The 16,174-nt window shown below is 29.4% G+C and carries 10 protein-coding genes; 4 read left to right on the forward strand and 6 right to left on the reverse strand.

Going from position 1 to position 16,174, the window contains the following annotated elements; translation table 11 throughout:
• Positions 1-9: 9 nt before the first annotated feature.
• The 5 genes from ACFO3U_RS00105 to ACFO3U_RS00125 all read right to left on the reverse strand — a co-directional run bounded on the left by ACFO3U_RS00105 (position 10) and on the right by ACFO3U_RS00125 (position 7,436).
• Positions 10-579, reverse strand: coding sequence for an OmpH/Skp family outer membrane protein (locus tag ACFO3U_RS00105; protein ID WP_379737264.1), 570 nt, complete (start codon positions 577-579; stop codon positions 10-12).
• 220 nt (positions 580-799) lie between these two features.
• Positions 800-1,648, reverse strand: a complete 849-nt coding sequence (locus ACFO3U_RS00110) for a class I SAM-dependent methyltransferase (RefSeq protein WP_379737266.1) — start codon at positions 1,646-1,648, stop codon at positions 800-802.
• A gap of 134 nt (positions 1,649-1,782) precedes the next feature.
• The gene (mnmG, locus tag ACFO3U_RS00115; protein WP_379738143.1) at positions 1,783-3,654 is read right to left on the reverse strand and encodes a tRNA uridine-5-carboxymethylaminomethyl(34) synthesis enzyme MnmG; all 1,872 of its coding nucleotides are present in this window, start codon (positions 3,652-3,654) and stop codon (positions 1,783-1,785) included.
• A gap of 45 nt (positions 3,655-3,699) precedes the next feature.
• A complete protein-coding gene (gene ybeY, locus ACFO3U_RS00120; RefSeq protein ID WP_379737268.1) occupies positions 3,700-4,122 on the reverse strand; it encodes an rRNA maturation RNase YbeY in 423 nt (140 codons plus the stop codon).
• Positions 4,122-7,436: a hypothetical protein gene (locus ACFO3U_RS00125; protein WP_379737270.1), complete on the reverse strand. Its 3,315-nt coding sequence runs from the start codon at positions 7,434-7,436 to the stop codon at positions 4,122-4,124. Before ACFO3U_RS00125 ends, ybeY begins: the two co-directional genes overlap by 1 nt.
• Before the next feature lie 176 nt (positions 7,437-7,612).
• Here ACFO3U_RS00125 and gltX point away from each other — a divergent pair, with 176 nt between their 5' ends.
• Positions 7,613-9,115, forward strand: coding sequence for a glutamate--tRNA ligase (gltX, locus tag ACFO3U_RS00130; RefSeq protein WP_379737272.1), 1,503 nt, complete (start codon positions 7,613-7,615; stop codon positions 9,113-9,115).
• A gap of 91 nt (positions 9,116-9,206) precedes the next feature.
• Positions 9,207-10,160: an SPFH domain-containing protein gene (locus ACFO3U_RS00135; RefSeq protein WP_379737274.1), complete on the forward strand. Its 954-nt coding sequence runs from the start codon at positions 9,207-9,209 to the stop codon at positions 10,158-10,160.
• Positions 10,161-10,659: 499 nt separating this feature from the next.
• Here ACFO3U_RS00135 and ACFO3U_RS00140 read toward each other — a convergent pair whose 3' ends face one another.
• Complete coding sequence (locus ACFO3U_RS00140; protein ID WP_379737275.1) at positions 10,660-12,339, reverse strand: glutamine--tRNA ligase/YqeY domain fusion protein; 1,680 nt, start codon at positions 12,337-12,339, stop codon at positions 10,660-10,662.
• A gap of 242 nt (positions 12,340-12,581) precedes the next feature.
• On the opposite strand from ACFO3U_RS00140, the gene ACFO3U_RS00145 reads away from it, so the two are divergent.
• Positions 12,582-14,783, forward strand: coding sequence for a T9SS type B sorting domain-containing protein (locus ACFO3U_RS00145; RefSeq protein WP_379737277.1), 2,202 nt, complete (start codon positions 12,582-12,584; stop codon positions 14,781-14,783).
• Positions 14,784-14,785: 2 nt separating this feature from the next.
• Positions 14,786-16,174, forward strand: a complete 1,389-nt coding sequence (locus ACFO3U_RS00150; RefSeq protein ID WP_379737279.1) for a PorP/SprF family type IX secretion system membrane protein — start codon at positions 14,786-14,788, stop codon at positions 16,172-16,174.

A 16,174-nucleotide genomic window follows, 5' to 3' on the forward strand; every position in this document is an offset into this window, starting at 1 on the left:
GTTTTAAGATTACTTTTTAACTTCTTCTTTTTCAGCTGTTTTAGTATCTTCAGTTGGTTTATATTTTTCATTAAGTAACTTAACTAGCTCATCTGTAATGTCATATGAATCTTTAGCATATAAAATACTTGGAGAAGTTAAACCAGTTCCATAAACATAGTCGTAGTTATTCTTTTTTCCATAATCTTTAATATACAGTTTAATATCTTTTACAAGTGAATCTAATTCTTCATTACTAGCATCTTGAATTTCTTTGTACATAGATTGTTGTTTCATATTCAATCTTTGCTCTCTTTCTTGCAGTTCAGCAGCTTTTTGTTGAGCCCATTGTGGTCCTTTTGCTTGAGCTTGTCTTAAAGCACTTTCATAATCTGCTTGAAATTGTTTAGCTTCTGTTTCAAGTTCACGTCCCATTTCTTCAGACTTAACTTTATATTTATTTTCGATATCAATTGCATGCTGATGTTCTTTCATTAATTTTTCTGTGTCAACATAAGCTGTTTTAATACCTTCTGATCCTTCTTGCTTATTACAAGATAATATTGCAAAAGTTAGTGCAATAAATAATAATTTTTTCATGTTCGTTATTTCTAATTTTTGGTAAAAGTAAACAAATGAAAATAGTAAAGCAAACGTTAATTTTAAATATATAGAAAATTTCTATTAACATTTTCTTTTAAATAAATTCAAGCTATACAAAACAATGTATTTAACTTGTTTTTAAAAGCAATTTGTTTTTCATCCAACACAACATATGTTTTTTGTTTAAAAAACGCTTAAATGAAGTAAAAAGCATGTTTTATGTATTTTTTAATATGTAAATATGCGATGAATACTCTTTTTTAAGAATTCCTGAACAATTAGATAAAAAACCGAAAAGAAAACCTTTAATGAAATTCATTTTGCCTGTTTTATATTTTTCAGATAAAAGACAAACATAAAAACTATCGAACCACATAGGTTTTACTTTATTCAATTCTAAATTTTCTTTTTTAAATAATTTTTGAATACTTGTTTTTGAAAAATGCCATAAATGTCTAGGAACATCATAAGCAGCCCAAAAAGAGTCATAATGTCTTGCATCAAAAGATTTATAATTTGGAACCGCAATTATAATTGTACCGTTTGGTTTTATTAATCTTTTTAAAGTTTTTATATGATTTTCTAAATCTGGAATGTGTTCCAAAACATGCCACATTGTAATAACATCAAACGAATCATTTTCTAGTTCTTCTAAAGAATTTGTAAAATTAACTCCTTTTGAAATTGCAATATTCTTAGCTTTTTCATTGGGTTCGATTCCAACACAATTCCAACCAGAATTTTTTGCATGATTTAAAAAATCTCCCGTTCCTGCTCCAATATCTAACAGATTCCCTTTTGATGGATTTTGTTTTGTTATTAAAGCTACTTTATTTTTTAAAGCATTTGTCTTAACTAAATGATACAATTTTTCAAATAGAGTTCTTTTAGAATCTGTATGCGAAATATAATCATCGCTTTCATAATAGGATGGAAGCTTATCTAAAGTTGGTTGTGGAAATGTCTTTAAAAGTTGTAGTTCTTCATCAAAAAGCAAATCAAACGATTCTTTTGAAACTGAATGATCTTGAACTTTAATAAAAACGTTATTTGGAGAAAAATTCATATTTTAGTATAAAAACTGAAACAAAGGTAGTAAATATAGTAGTTAACAAAGTTTGTTTCACGTGAAACATTTTGAGAGAATAGAAAAAAGAACAAAGAAAAAAGACTATATACTTTTTTCTTTGTTCTTTAGTTTTAACGTCCCATATAAATTAATAATACAGAAATATCACTTGGTGAAACCCCGCTAATTCTTGATGCCTGTGCAATTGTCTTTGGACGAATTTTATTAAACTTTTGTTTGGCTTCCATAGAAATAGATTTTATTTTATTGAAGTCAAAATTATCTGGAATAATTGCATCTTCTAATCGGTTTAATTTATCAGCATGTAATCTTTCTTTTTCTATATAACCTGAATATTTTACGTCGATTTCGGCTTGTTCGATAATTTCATCATCTAAATCGCTTGCATCTATATATTCAGAAACTTTATTAAATTTAAGAATATCTTCTAAATCAATTTGTGGTCTAGAGAAAACTTTAAACATTTTATCTGGTTGTGTCATCGGACTAGATTCTTTAGATTCTAAAATCGGATTTGCTTCTTCTGGTTTTACACTAGTCTCTCTAAAAAATTGAACCATTGCATCTGACTTTGAAAACTTTTCTTCCATACGGATTAAACGTTCTTCAGAAGCCAAACCTAATTCATGTCCTTTTGGTGTCAATCTAAAATCTGCATTATCTTGACGCAATAATGTTCTATATTCTGCTCGAGAAGTAAACATACGATAAGGCTCTTCTGTTCCTTTTGTAATTAAATCATCGATAAGAACTCCAATGTAAGCTTCATTACGTTTAAGTATAAACTCTTCTTTTTCCTGTACTTTTAGAGCAGCATTAATACCAGCCATTAATCCTTGAGAAGCTGCTTCTTCATAACCTGTTGTTCCATTTATTTGTCCAGCAAAATATAACCCTTCAACTAACTTAGTTTCTAAAGTGTGTTTTAATTGCGTAGGAGGGAAGTAATCATATTCAATCGCATAACCTGGTCTAAAGAATTTTACTTTCTCAAAACCTTCTACCGAACGCAAAGCTTTGAATTGAATATCTTCAGGAAGAGAAGTAGAGAATCCATTTACATAAACTTCAACTGTATTCCAACCTTCTGGTTCAACAAATAATTGATGTCTATCTTTATCTGCAAAACGATTAATCTTGTCTTCAATAGATGGACAATATCTTGGCCCAATACTTTTTATTCTTCCATTGAACATAGGACTTCTACCAAAACCTTCACGAAGATAATCGTGAACTTGATTTGAAGTATATGTCATGTGACATGATTTTTGATGCACTAATGGTTTTATACTTTGTAAATATGAAAATTTATGTGGTTTTGCATCTCCTGGTTGTTCGGTCATTTTTGAATAATCTAAAGAACGACCATCAACTCTTGGAGGAGTTCCAGTTTTCATTCTTCCAGCTTCAAAACCTATTTTAACCAAATCTTCTGTGATTCCAAACGAAGCACTTTCACCAGCACGACCACCACCAAATTGTTTGTCACCAATATGAATTAAACCATTTAAAAAAGTTCCGTTTGTCAAAACAACTGTTTTTGATTTAATCTCCAAACCGAGTGAAGTTTTGATTCCGACAATCTTGTTGTTTTCAATCAACAATCCGGAAACCATTTCTTGGTAAAAATCCAAATTAGGAGTTCCTTCTAACATCAATCTCCATTCTTCTGCAAAACGCATTCTATCACTTTGAACTCTTGGAGACCACATCGCAGGTCCTTTTGATTTATTCAACATCTTGAATTGAATGGCTGTTTTATCAGACACAATTCCAGAATAACCACCAAGTGCATCAATCTCTCTTACAATTTGACCTTTTGCAATTCCACCCATAGCAGGATTACAAGACATCTGTGCAATGTTTTGAAGATTCATCGTAACGAGTAGAGTAGAGCAACCCATATTAGCAGCTGAAGCAGCAGCTTCAGAACCAGCATGACCAGCACCAACTACAATTACATCATATTTATCTTGAAATATACTCATTGTTCCACGTGAAACATTTAAATTAATATTATAAGATGTTTATTGTTGTTCCACGTGGAACAAAGCAATTTTTTCATCTTCTTTTTGACGCATTATCTTTGCGTCTTCATCAGTTTTATCTTTAAATCCACAGTAATGTAAAATACCATGTGAAAGAACACGTTTTAATTCATCATCAAAAGAAACATTGTAGTTTAAAGCGTTTTCAGCAACTCTTTCTGTTGAAATAAAAATATCTCCTTGTACTAAATTTCCGACTGTGTAATCAAAGCTAATTATATCTGTGTAAGTGTCATGATTTAGATATTCTATATTGATATTTAGAAGATAGTCATCATCGCAAAAAATGTAATTAACTTCTCCTTCTGAAAAGCCTTCAGATGTTATAATTTTAGAAATCCAATTTTGATAAACATCTTCGTTTTCTATTACAAAATCATTTTCGTAGTTAAATGTAATCATTACTTATTAAAATATTCTTTGACTTTTTGGTCATAATTTTTTTGCAAAGGTAAACTTTGTCTGTTTAATATTTCAATGCTTTTAATATATTCTTGTAATTCCTTAGGTAGAGTAGAAGCGTTATTTGAAAATTTATCATCTGTTGTGTTAGATTTTCGCTTCTCATCTTGACCTTGTTGTTGGATAGCATTTTCCAATTTAAGCAACTCATGTTTTAAATTTAGCATCTTTTGAAGTGTTTCATTCTTAAAACCTTTATTGATTAATTGCTTTTCAATATCTTTCATTTGATTTAAAACATTGTTTCCATTAACACCTTGTTGTTCTAAAGATTTTTGAAGGGCATCACGTAATTGTTGCTGTTCTTTTAAAATTTCTAAAACTTTACCTGCATTACCTTCTGTGCCTTCACCTTCACCATTTTCACCTTGACCTTTTCCATCTTGCTTCTTACCATCTTTTCCTTCACCAGGTTTCTGTCCAGGCTTTTTTCCAGGTTTATCACCTGGTTTCATTCCTTCCTTTACTTTATCAGCAAGACCTTCTTGTTTTTTAATAATGTCCGACAATTGTTTTTCAGAACCTTGACCTTGACCTGGTTTAGGCATACCTTTTCCTTTTCCAGAACCAGACATTTGCATATTCATATCACTTTGAACATTACTTAAAAAATCAGCTAATTTGTTTGCACTTGATAAAACATATTGCTGCAAAGAAGCTCCACGAGCAACATTATTGTCAGCTAAAGTTTCTAACGACTTGTCTAAATTATAATGAATTTCACCAACTTCATTTAAAACAAATTCTGTAATCATGGGATTTCTCATTGAAACTGCAAAGATACTGTCATCTACATGCTGAAATTGTGTTTTTAATTCTTGTTGCTTTTTTAATATTTTATTTAAAGCTAAAGAACGAGATTGAGAAGATTTTGTAGGTTGAATTAATGCTTCTTCATCATAAGAAAATGCTAAAAGATTATCTAAAATCTGACGTAATGCTTTTGCATCTTCTTCTAATTGTTGCGATTCACCACCTTCCATAGAAGCACTCATTTTCTGACTCATTTCTTTCATTTTCTTTGAGGCAGATTTTTGAGATTTAGAAGCTTTAGGTTTATCATTCTTTTGTAAATTTTCTTCTGACTTTTTTAAATCATCTTGTATATCTTCTTGTTCGTATTTATCATTTGGAATGTCCATAGGTTTTTTCAAATCCTTATTGTCTTTATCCAATTGTTCTAATTCTTCCTTAATTTTTTCAAATTCGTCACCAATTTTTTTCTGTTCTTCAAGATTATTTTTATTTTCATTAGCTAATTTATCTTCTTTATCTGCTAACTTATTTAATTTGTCAGCAATTTGTTCAGCTTTCTTTTCTACATAAAAACGTTTAGTTAGCTCAACCAATTGTTCTAAATTCTTAGCTTGGTTTTTTGAATCTTTTTTTAATTTATCAGCTTTTTCAAATAGTTCATCGTCTTGCAATTTCTTTTGAAGTTCTTCTAATTCATTTAAAAGTTTTTCGTTTTTTTCTGATTGTTTTTGACTTTCATCTAAACGACGTAATAATTCTTCTTTTAATTTATCTTCTTCTTTTGGATTAAAATTCTCTAGATTTTCTGAAAGTTTTTTAGAGAATTCTTTCATCATATCATCTTGAGATTTTTGTTTCTTAATGAAATCTTCAATTTTCTTTTGATCCTTGAAATCAAGATTAGCTTTCTCCTTTTTCATTTTTTGGAGTTTGTCTAATTCTTTTAATTGCTTTTCTTGATTATTTAAAGATTTTTCTAAGCTGTTAATATTATCGTTTTGGTCTTTTAATAATTCATCTTGTTTTTGGTCATCAGTTAATTCATTATGACTAAAAACAGAAGATTTACTCGATTTATAATTATTCACAGCATCATTATCAAAAACTTCAAAATAATAATCATAAATAACTCCTTTTTCAACATTTAAACCATTTGGAAAAGAATATACAAACTGATCAACCGTTTGATTTTTTACAGGCAATGTTCCACGTTTAACTTGTTGTGGTTTGTCCTTTGGATAATACACCACTTGTAATTTACTCAAACCATAATCATCAGATAATTGACCAATAATATATTCTTTATTAATTTTCAAACTATCTGGAGCTTTGTTGGCTGAAATAAATGGAAACTGGTCTTTTACAATATTAATTTGGTAATCTAAAGTTTCAAAGTTTTTTATCTTATCATTTGATGTTACTAATTGATATTCAATATTTTGACTAATATTTTTAGAGAAACTAAATTCACCATTAGTTGAAGTGTAAACTGATTTTTTATTATCTGAAATAAAAGCTATATCTGTTGTTGCTAATGTTGTTAATTTCCAACGAATGCTTGTTCCTTCAGGTACAATTGCATTTCCTGTTCCTTTTATAGTTTCAGACTTACGTTTTAAATAACTTGGATACGATAAAATCATTTCAAAATTATTGATAGTAGGAACATTTACAACTTTTAAATTATAATCTTTCGAATTAATTGAATTAGCTTTTAAACTGAAATTCACATCCGAAATTACATTATCAAACTTGAATTGAAACTCTCCAGGATTCGTGTTTTCCAATAAATATTCTTCTTCACCAATTATAAGCGAAACATTTTCAGGAATAATAGTTCCAACAGTCTTAACTTTTAAAGTAAAATCTTTGTTTTGTTGGGTAACCAAATCTTTATTCAAAACCACAAACTGAAAAGGAGCTGGTGGAACATATTTGGTATTATAATTCACAACTCGGTCCAAACCTTGAGAAATAATTTTAGAATTTCCAGACACAAAAAACAATGCCAATAATAAAATAGGAACAATTGCATAAGGCAAAAATTTCTTGTTCTTATTAAAATTAATTGCATTTGAGAAAGGAATTGGACTTAAGGTTTCAGCTTTTTGATTGATAGAAGCTAAAAGTAATTCTGAATTTTCAGTTTGATTTGATAATTGTAGAAAATTGGTCAATTTATCGTTGACTTCACTAAAGTGATTTCCGATAATTACAGAAGCTTGTTCGTAATTAATTCCTTTTTGAAGTTTGAATAATTTGAACAATGGAAATAAAATAAATCGAACTAGTAAGAAAACTTGAACAGCAACGAACAACCAGAATAAAATAGTTCTTCCAGATGTTGGTAACCAAAGAAAATATTCCACTAAAATGGTAAATAGAAAATACAGCAATCCTAAACCTACAAAAAGAATAATTCCTTTTATGAGTTCATTGGTGTAAAACCTCTTGATAAAGGCTTCTAATTTTTCAAAAATGATAGATTTTGTTTCCAAATTGTTAATAGTCTGTTTATAACCGATAAAAATACAATATATAACGTAATAAGTCAAAAGTAATTAGCGATTGGCAAAACTTTAACTTCGTAATCTGTTGATAAGTGTCAGAATTTCTAAAATCTAAATTCTTACTTCTAAATTCAAATTGTATCTTTGCGACAAATTAGAAAAAAATGTCAAAACCAGTTAGAGTACGATTTGCTCCAAGTCCAACAGGAGGATTGCATATTGGTGGTGTAAGAACCGCTTTATTTAATTATTTATTTGCGAAAAAAAATAATGGAACATTCTATTTAAGAGTAGAAGACACAGATCAAACTCGATTTGTTGAAGGTGCTGAAGAATATATTTTAGAAGCTTTAGAATGGTTGGGAATTTCTCCTGATGAAACCGTTGGAAAAAATGAAAAATTTGGCCCATATCGTCAAAGTGAACGCAAGGATATTTATAAAAAATATGCTGATGAATTAGTTGAAAACGGTTGGGCTTATTATGCTTTTGACACTGCTGAATCATTAGATGCACATAGAAAACAACATGAAGCTGAAGGAAAAACATTTATTTACAATTGGCATAATCGTGAAAAATTAGATACTTCATTAGTAATTTCAAAAGAAGAAACAGTTCAAAGAATTGCGAATGGAGAAGCTTTTGTAATTCGTTTTAAAACTCCAGTGAATGAAATTTTAGAATTAAAAGATATTATTCGTGGTGATATTAAGTTTGATACGAATTTACTAGATGATAAAGTTTTATTCAAAAGTGATGGAATGCCAACGTATCATTTAGCCAATATTGTGGATGATCATTTGATGGAAACTTCTCATGTAATTCGTGGTGAAGAATGGTTACCAAGTTTGCCTTTACATAGTTTATTGTATAGAGCTTTTGGTTGGGAAACACCAGAATTTGCACATTTACCTTTGATTTTAAAACCCGTTGGAAACGGAAAATTAAGCAAACGTGATGGTGACAAATTAGGATTTCCAGTATTTCCATTAGCTTGGAAAACGGCAGAAGGAACTTCAATGGGTTATAGAGAACAAGGGTTTTTTCCAGAAGCTGTAATTAACTTTTTGGCCTTATTAGGTTGGAATGATGGAACAGATAAAGAATTATTTTCATTGGAAGAATTGGTTGAAGCCTTTGATTTGAATAGAATTCACAAAGCAGGTGCGAAGTTTGATCCAGAGAAAAATAAATGGTTTAATCATCAATATTTAATAGGTAAAAGTGATAAGGCATTAGCGATAAGTTTTTCAAAAGACCTTGAAGAACGTGGAGTTAACACAGATTTAGATTTGGAACGAGTTGTTGGATTAGTAAAAGAAAGAGCGAATTTCGTGAATGAACTTTGGGATTTATCGGATTATTTCTTTGAAGCACCAACATCTTATGATGAAAAAGCATCAAAAAATTGGAAAGAAGAAACTCCAGAATTAATGCAAAAAGTGATTGTTGAGTTGAATAACATTGAAGACTTTACTTCTCAAAACATTGAAACTTTATTAAAAGAATGGATGACAACCAACGAAATTGGAATGGGAAAAGTGATGCAACCTTTGCGATTGAGTTTGGTTGGAGCCTTAAAAGGACCACATTTGTTTGATATCATTGAGATGATTGGAAAAGAAGAAAGTATCAAACGTATTGAAAAAGCGATAGAAACATTATAAAAAAGTAAATCCCGAAATTATCGGGATTTTTTTTTGTAACTTTTCACAACATTAAGCGTATAATTAACATAACCAATTTAAAAAACAAACTATGCCATTTATTTACATTTTCCTATTTTTAGGATTAATCGTCTTGTTTTCTTCTTTTTTTACTGTAAAACAACAAACTTCTGCGATTATTGAACGTTTCGGTCGTTTTAATAGCATTAGAAATTCAGGATTACAATTAAAAATTCCAATTATTGATAGAGTTGCCGGAAGAGTTAATCTTCGTATTCAACAATTAGATGTTATTATTGAAACGAAGACTAAAGACAACGTATTCGTAAAACTAAAAGTTTCTGTGCAATTTAAAGTGTTACAAGAAAAAGTGTATGAAGCTTTTTACAAATTAGAATATCCTCACGATCAAATTACTTCTTATGTATTTGATGTGGTGCGTGCTGAAGTTCCTAAATTAATTTTAGATGACGTTTTTGAAAGAAAAGATGATGTTGCGATTGCCGTAAAACGTGAATTGAATGATGCCATGAGTACTTATGGTTACGATATTATCAATACTTTAATTACTGATATTGATCCAGATATTCAAGTTAAGAATGCGATGAACAGAATTAATGCTGCTGACCGTGAAAAAACTGCTGCAGAATATGAAGCGGAAGCAGGAAGAATTAGAATTGTAGCTAAAGCAAAAGCTGAAGCGGAAAGTAAAAGACTTCAAGGACAAGGTATTGCTGACCAACGTAGAGAGATTGCGCGTGGATTAGTTGAATCTGTAGATGTATTAAACAGAGTTGGAATTAATTCGCAAGAAGCTTCTGCATTGATTGTTGTAACTCAACATTATGACACTTTACAAGCAATTGGTGCTGATACCAATAGTAATTTAATCTTATTACCAAATTCACCACAAGCAGGAAGTGAAATGTTGAATAACATGGTTGCAAGTTTTACGGCAAGTAATCAAGTTGGTGAAGCCATGAAAAAAGCAAATTCAACAAAAAGAAAAAATCAGAAAGATGAAACTTCTGAAGGAGAGGAATAAATTTTAGAAATTCTAATCTTAAATTATAAAATTATAAAAAAGGCTGCTTTTTAAAAAAAGTGGTCTTTTTTTATTTTGAAAACGTAAATTTCTTTAAAATGATAAGAATTTAACTAGAATTCAAAATTTGAGTGATTTTTAGTGTGAAAACGTAAATAAAAAGCACTGTTAAAACATTTCTTCAACAACTATAAAAGTATATTAATAACTTTTTAAAACCGCTTAAAACCAAATTATGAAAGTCATTTTTAAAAAATTTTAACTATTAAAAATCAAAAATTAATAGATTTAAATTATTATTGTTAAAAACTATTAAAACAGTAATTCAAAATAATAAAATCTTATAAATAAAAATTCCAAACTCAAGATTCTGAAATAAATTCAGAATGACAAGAATTTGGAATTATTTATGGTTTTGAATTTTGTAAGATTCTGAATTAAGTTCAGAATAACAGAAAAATAGTTTAAGAATGAAAAGATTTCCGCTTTCGCGAAAATGTTACTGATTACTAATTTTTGCCCAAGTATCTCTTAATCCAACTGTTTTGTTGAAAACTAATTTTTCAGCTGAAGAATCTCTATCTACACAGAAATATCCTAAACGTTGAAATTGGTAATGTTCTAATTCTTTGGCATTTACTAATGATGGCTCAACATAACCTGTAATAATTTCTAATGAATTTGGATTGATAAACTCTTTAAAATCAACTTCTTTGTCTCCATCAGGATTTTCATGTGTAAATAATCTATCGTACACTCTAACTTCTGCTTCAACTGCATGATTTGTAGAAACCCAATGAATGGTTCCTTTTACTTTTCTTTGGCTTGCTTCTGTTCCACTTCCTGATTTGGAATCTTCATCATAGGTACAGTGAATTTCAGTAATATTTCCGTCTGCATCTTTTACAACTGATTCACCTTTAATGATATATGCGTTTTTAAGACGAACTTCTGTTCCTAAAGTTAAACGGAAAAACTTCTTATGAGCTTCCTCTTGAAAGTCTTCTCTTTCAATGTATAATTCTTTTGAAAATGGAACCTTTCTATAAGTTAAAACTTCTTCTTCCGGATTATTTTCTGCTTCTAACCATTCTTCTTTATCATCTGGATAATTGGTTATTACCAACTTCACAGGGTTCAAAACAGCCATTACTCTTGGAGCAATTTTATTCAAATCTTCACGAACATAAAACTCTAATAATGAAACATCTATAAGGTTATCACGTTTAGCAATTCCAATTGCATTTGCAAAATTTCTTATGGCAGCAGCTGTATAACCACGTCTTCTCATTCCAGAAATAGTTGACATTCTTGGATCATCCCAACCTTTAACATGACCTTCATTTACTAATTGAGCAAGTTTACGTTTACTAACAACTGTGTGCGATAAATTTCTTCTAGCAAATTCACGTTGTTTTGGCCTTACTTTAGATTCATCATAAATCTGATTTAAGAACCAGTCATATAATTCTCTGTGAGGTAAAAATTCTAAGGTACAGAACGAATGTGAAACTTGTTCGATATAATCACTTTCACCATGAGCCCAATCATACATTGGATAAATACACCATTTATTTCCTGTTCTGTGATGATTTTTGTGTAAAATTCTATAAATAATTGGATCACGCATCAACATATTTGTTGCATTCATGCTAATTTTTGCCCGTAAAACATGAGTTCCTTCAGGAAATTCACCGTTTTTCATACGTTCAAATAAGTCTAAATTTTCTTCAACCGATCGATTTCTATAAGGAGAATCTGTTCCAAATTGAGTTGGAGTTCCTTTTTGTTTAGCCATATCTTCAGAAGATTGACTATCAACATAAGCTTTTCCGTTTTTAATTATTTGTATTGTCCAATCATATAATTGTTGAAAATAATCAGAAGCATAACATTCTTTATCCCATTGATAACCAAGCCATTCCACATCTCTTTTGATAGCGTCAACAAATTCTTGCTCCTCTTTTGCAGGGTTTGTATCATCAAAACGAAGGTTTACAGGAGCTTTATAATCTAATCCAAGTCCAAAGTTTAAGCAAATAGAACTAGCGTGACCAATGTGTAAATATCCATTTGGTTCTGGTGGAAAACGAAAACGTAATTTATCATTTGATAAACCGTTTTTTAAATCTTCGTTTATAATTTGTTCTATGAAATTTAATGATTTTTGTTCTGACATTTTCAGTATATTTTTAGCAAAAATAGCTAAAATTATCAAGGCTAAAAATTGAAATTAGAGATAATCTCAGTTTGTTACGGTTTTTCATCTTAGAAAGTGTGGTTTCACCGCATAAATGGGTGTTTTAATCGATTTTAACGGTTATTAACACCTTTTGTTGATAAAAAGGATTTGTTTGTTAACAAAAATTTATATATTTGTAGATACAATATTAGGAAACTTATATTAAATTAAAAATCAATATGTTACAAAAGTTAATAGCCCCGTTAGCTTTGTTGAACAAAAGAGTTTTTTTAACAACAGCCTTGTTAATAAGTTGTATTTTTGCATCAGCACAAATTACAATAAACACACCTACTTTAGGGTTTTCTCAAGTATGTGCTTCAACAACTTTTAACAATTTCAACCTTAGTTTTTCATTTTCTCCAGCCTCTAATTTAGGTTCAGGAAATGTTTTTACTGTTGAGTTATCAAATGCTTCTGGAAGTTTTGCTTCTCCAACTGTTTTAACAACAACAACGCTGAGTACCTCACCAGTGAATGTTTCTTTTTCTTTTCCTACAAATGTAAACGGAACAGGTTACAGAATACGTATTAAAAGCTCTGCACCAGTAAGTACAAGTCCCTCAAGTGTTTCATTTGATGCTAATTATGCTGTTTACAATCAACCTTTTACCATTAATAATAATGTTTCTTCTCAAGCTATTTGTAGTACTTCAAACTTTAGTTTATCAATTGATAGTGGTTCAAATAGTCCATTAAATTTTTCACAATTAACTTATTTATGGTTTAGAAATAACACCTTAATAAATGGTCAAAACTCATCAAGCTTACCAATAACTCAACCAGGGAATTATTATGTTAGAGTGGATTATGGTTCATGCTCATTTGTTCCTTCAAATCTTTCAAAATCAAATACTGTTAGCATTTCTATAATTCAATCTGAAACTTTAACTATAAGTTCTCAAGGAAACTCCACTTCAATATGTCCTTCTAGTGGTTTATTACTCTCTAGTATGATTGCGGGTTCTGGTTATACGTATCAATGGTATAGAAATAGTGTTTTAATTGGTGGAGCAACTAACCCAACTTATACAGCAACTCAAGAAGGAAGTTATACATTAATAGCATCAAATACTGCTTGTAATATAACATCAAATACATTAGTATTAACTGAAAATTCATTTACTCTTTCTTTAGATTCTGGTGCAGAAATTAATTTGTTACCAGGTCAGACCAAAACTATAACTTGTACAACAAATGCTGTAAGTCCAACCTACAAATGGTACAGAAATAATATTTTACTTGCTGGACAAACAGCTAGTACATTATCAATAAATCAAACAGGAACTTATAAAGTAATTGTAAAACAAAATTCAGGCTGTATTTTTGAAAAAGAAGTTTCAACTTTGGTTTCAGCTCCAACATCTTATAATTTGACTATTATTCATAGTAATGGTTATGTTGATTGTGAAAATGCTTCAGAAACTTTAACTATTGATTCTTTCAATGCAATTTCAAGTTTGGGAACAACAACAGTTCCTTCAAATATAGGTGTTACTTACAAATGGTTTAAAAATAATGTTGAAATAATTGGTGCTAATTCTAGTAGTTTAACAATATCAAACTATCTTGAAAACAATACTTATTATGCAGAAGCAAAGTTTATTGACGGACAAACTATTTCATCAAACAATTTAGATGTTAAATTAAAAATTGATGAAACTATTGACTTAACAACTGATGGTATTCTTTGTAATACAAATACAGAAGTCACTATTACTTCGTCTATTACAAATCCAATTTTTACTTATCAATGGTTTAAAGAAGATCAAGCAACTATTTTAGGAACAAATACAACATATGATGCTATTGAAGAAGGAAATTATTATTTAAAAATATCTTTTTTTGGGTGTGAATTAAGTTCAAGTTTAATAGGTGTTGAAACTATTGATGAAAGTATTTTAGTTACAAATTATGATGAAGAAATATTTATCAATGAAGACGAAGAAATAACTATAACTGCTTCAGGATCAGATTCTTATGAATGGTACATTGATAATACTTTAGAAAGTTCAACTAACGAAATAAACATCAACCAAGAAACTAGTATTCAATTAATTGCACAAATTGATGGATGTGAAATTACAAGAGATTTTACTGTTTTATTACAACCAAAAACTTTTAGTGCAAACATTCCAAATACAATAACTCCAAACAACGATGGGAAAAACGATACATGGATAATAACGGAAGAATATGCTTATCAAAACGATGTAGAAATTGTAATTTTTTCTTCTAACCAGCAAATCGTTTTTAGAACAAATGATTATCAAAACAATTGGCCATTTGAACCTATAGCAAAGAACAATAAGATTTTTTATTATAAAATTTTAAAAAATAATTCAACTGTACATAAGGGTACGATATCAGTAATACAATAAGAATGAATAGACACCAACTTCTTTTTATTATAGGGCTTGTCTTTAGCTGTGTAATTACAAATGCTCAAACTGATACCAGTGATGAGTTTGTGATTCCATCACAGACATTTATGCGTTTTAATAGAAACTTGGTTAATCCAACACTTTCAATATTTAATAGTTATAAATCTGAGTATGTTGCCTATCATAGAAATCAATGGTTTGATTATGATGAGTCACCAAAAACCTATATGGTAAGTTATGCAGGAAATAACTATGAAAATAGTGGATATGGATTAAGTCTCTATCAACAAGAAGTAGGTGTTTGGAAGAGTTTTGGTGGAATTGCCAATTATGCAAAAGGAGTTCGTTTAAATGATGAAACAATACTGTCTCTAGGTTTTAATGTAGTTTTTTTTAATTCAGGATTAAACCGTGGAAAAATTATTACAGGTGAAGCTGATCCATACTTAGAACAATATGACAATACAAGTGTGTTGATGTTAAATCCAGGGTTATCTATTCAAATAGGAAAATTAAATTTTGGTGTTTATGGAGATAATTTAGTGGATTACAATTTTAAATCTAGCGAAATGCAAACAAAATTTGGAGAAAAAACTATATCAAGTCATTTGTCGTACATGTACTCTTTGGAAAATGCTAGCAACTTATTTGAAAACAGCAGTTTAACATTTTTAGCAAGAGGAAAATATATTGCTATGGAAGATTTAGAATATTCGGCTGGATTATTATACAATGTCCCACGAGCTGGTTGGGCACAAGCTTCATATAGTGATTATTATGGTGTTTCAGGTGGATTAGGAATTAATATTTCACAAAAAATTGCCATTGGATATAATTATGAAAAAGGATTAGGAAAAGAAATTACCAATCTAGGAGCAACACATGAATTATTTTTAGCTCTTACTTTAGATAGCAATGAAGAATTTACGGCTTATTCAAAAAAACCTAAAGTAGATAAACAAGCTGAAGCAGAACGATTAAAAAATCAAACCCTTGAGCAAGAAGAAATTGACAGATTTAAACAAAATATTTACAATCAAACAATTGTAGAAACAAATTCAACTACAGTTAAAAAATTAGAAGAATTTGTACTAAATGCAGAAAATGACAATATAAATTACCTATTGCTTCCAGAAAAAAACACTGGAATTAAAAAAGGATATTATGTCATTGCTACTATTTATAAAGAAAAAAATAAAGCCACAAAATACATTAGTGATCTTAAGAAAAAAGGACTTACTAAAAGTGGTTCATTTAAAACATCTGGAAATCAATGGAACTATGTTTACATAGAACGATTTGATAGCTATGATGCAGCCAAAAAAGCATATCAAACAAAATTCAACAATAAGTACCCCGAAACTATGTGGATTTTACCAATACTATAA

The organism is Flavobacterium ponti (assembly GCF_042652765.1).
Classification (GTDB): domain Bacteria; phylum Bacteroidota; class Bacteroidia; order Flavobacteriales; family Flavobacteriaceae; genus Flavobacterium; species Flavobacterium ponti.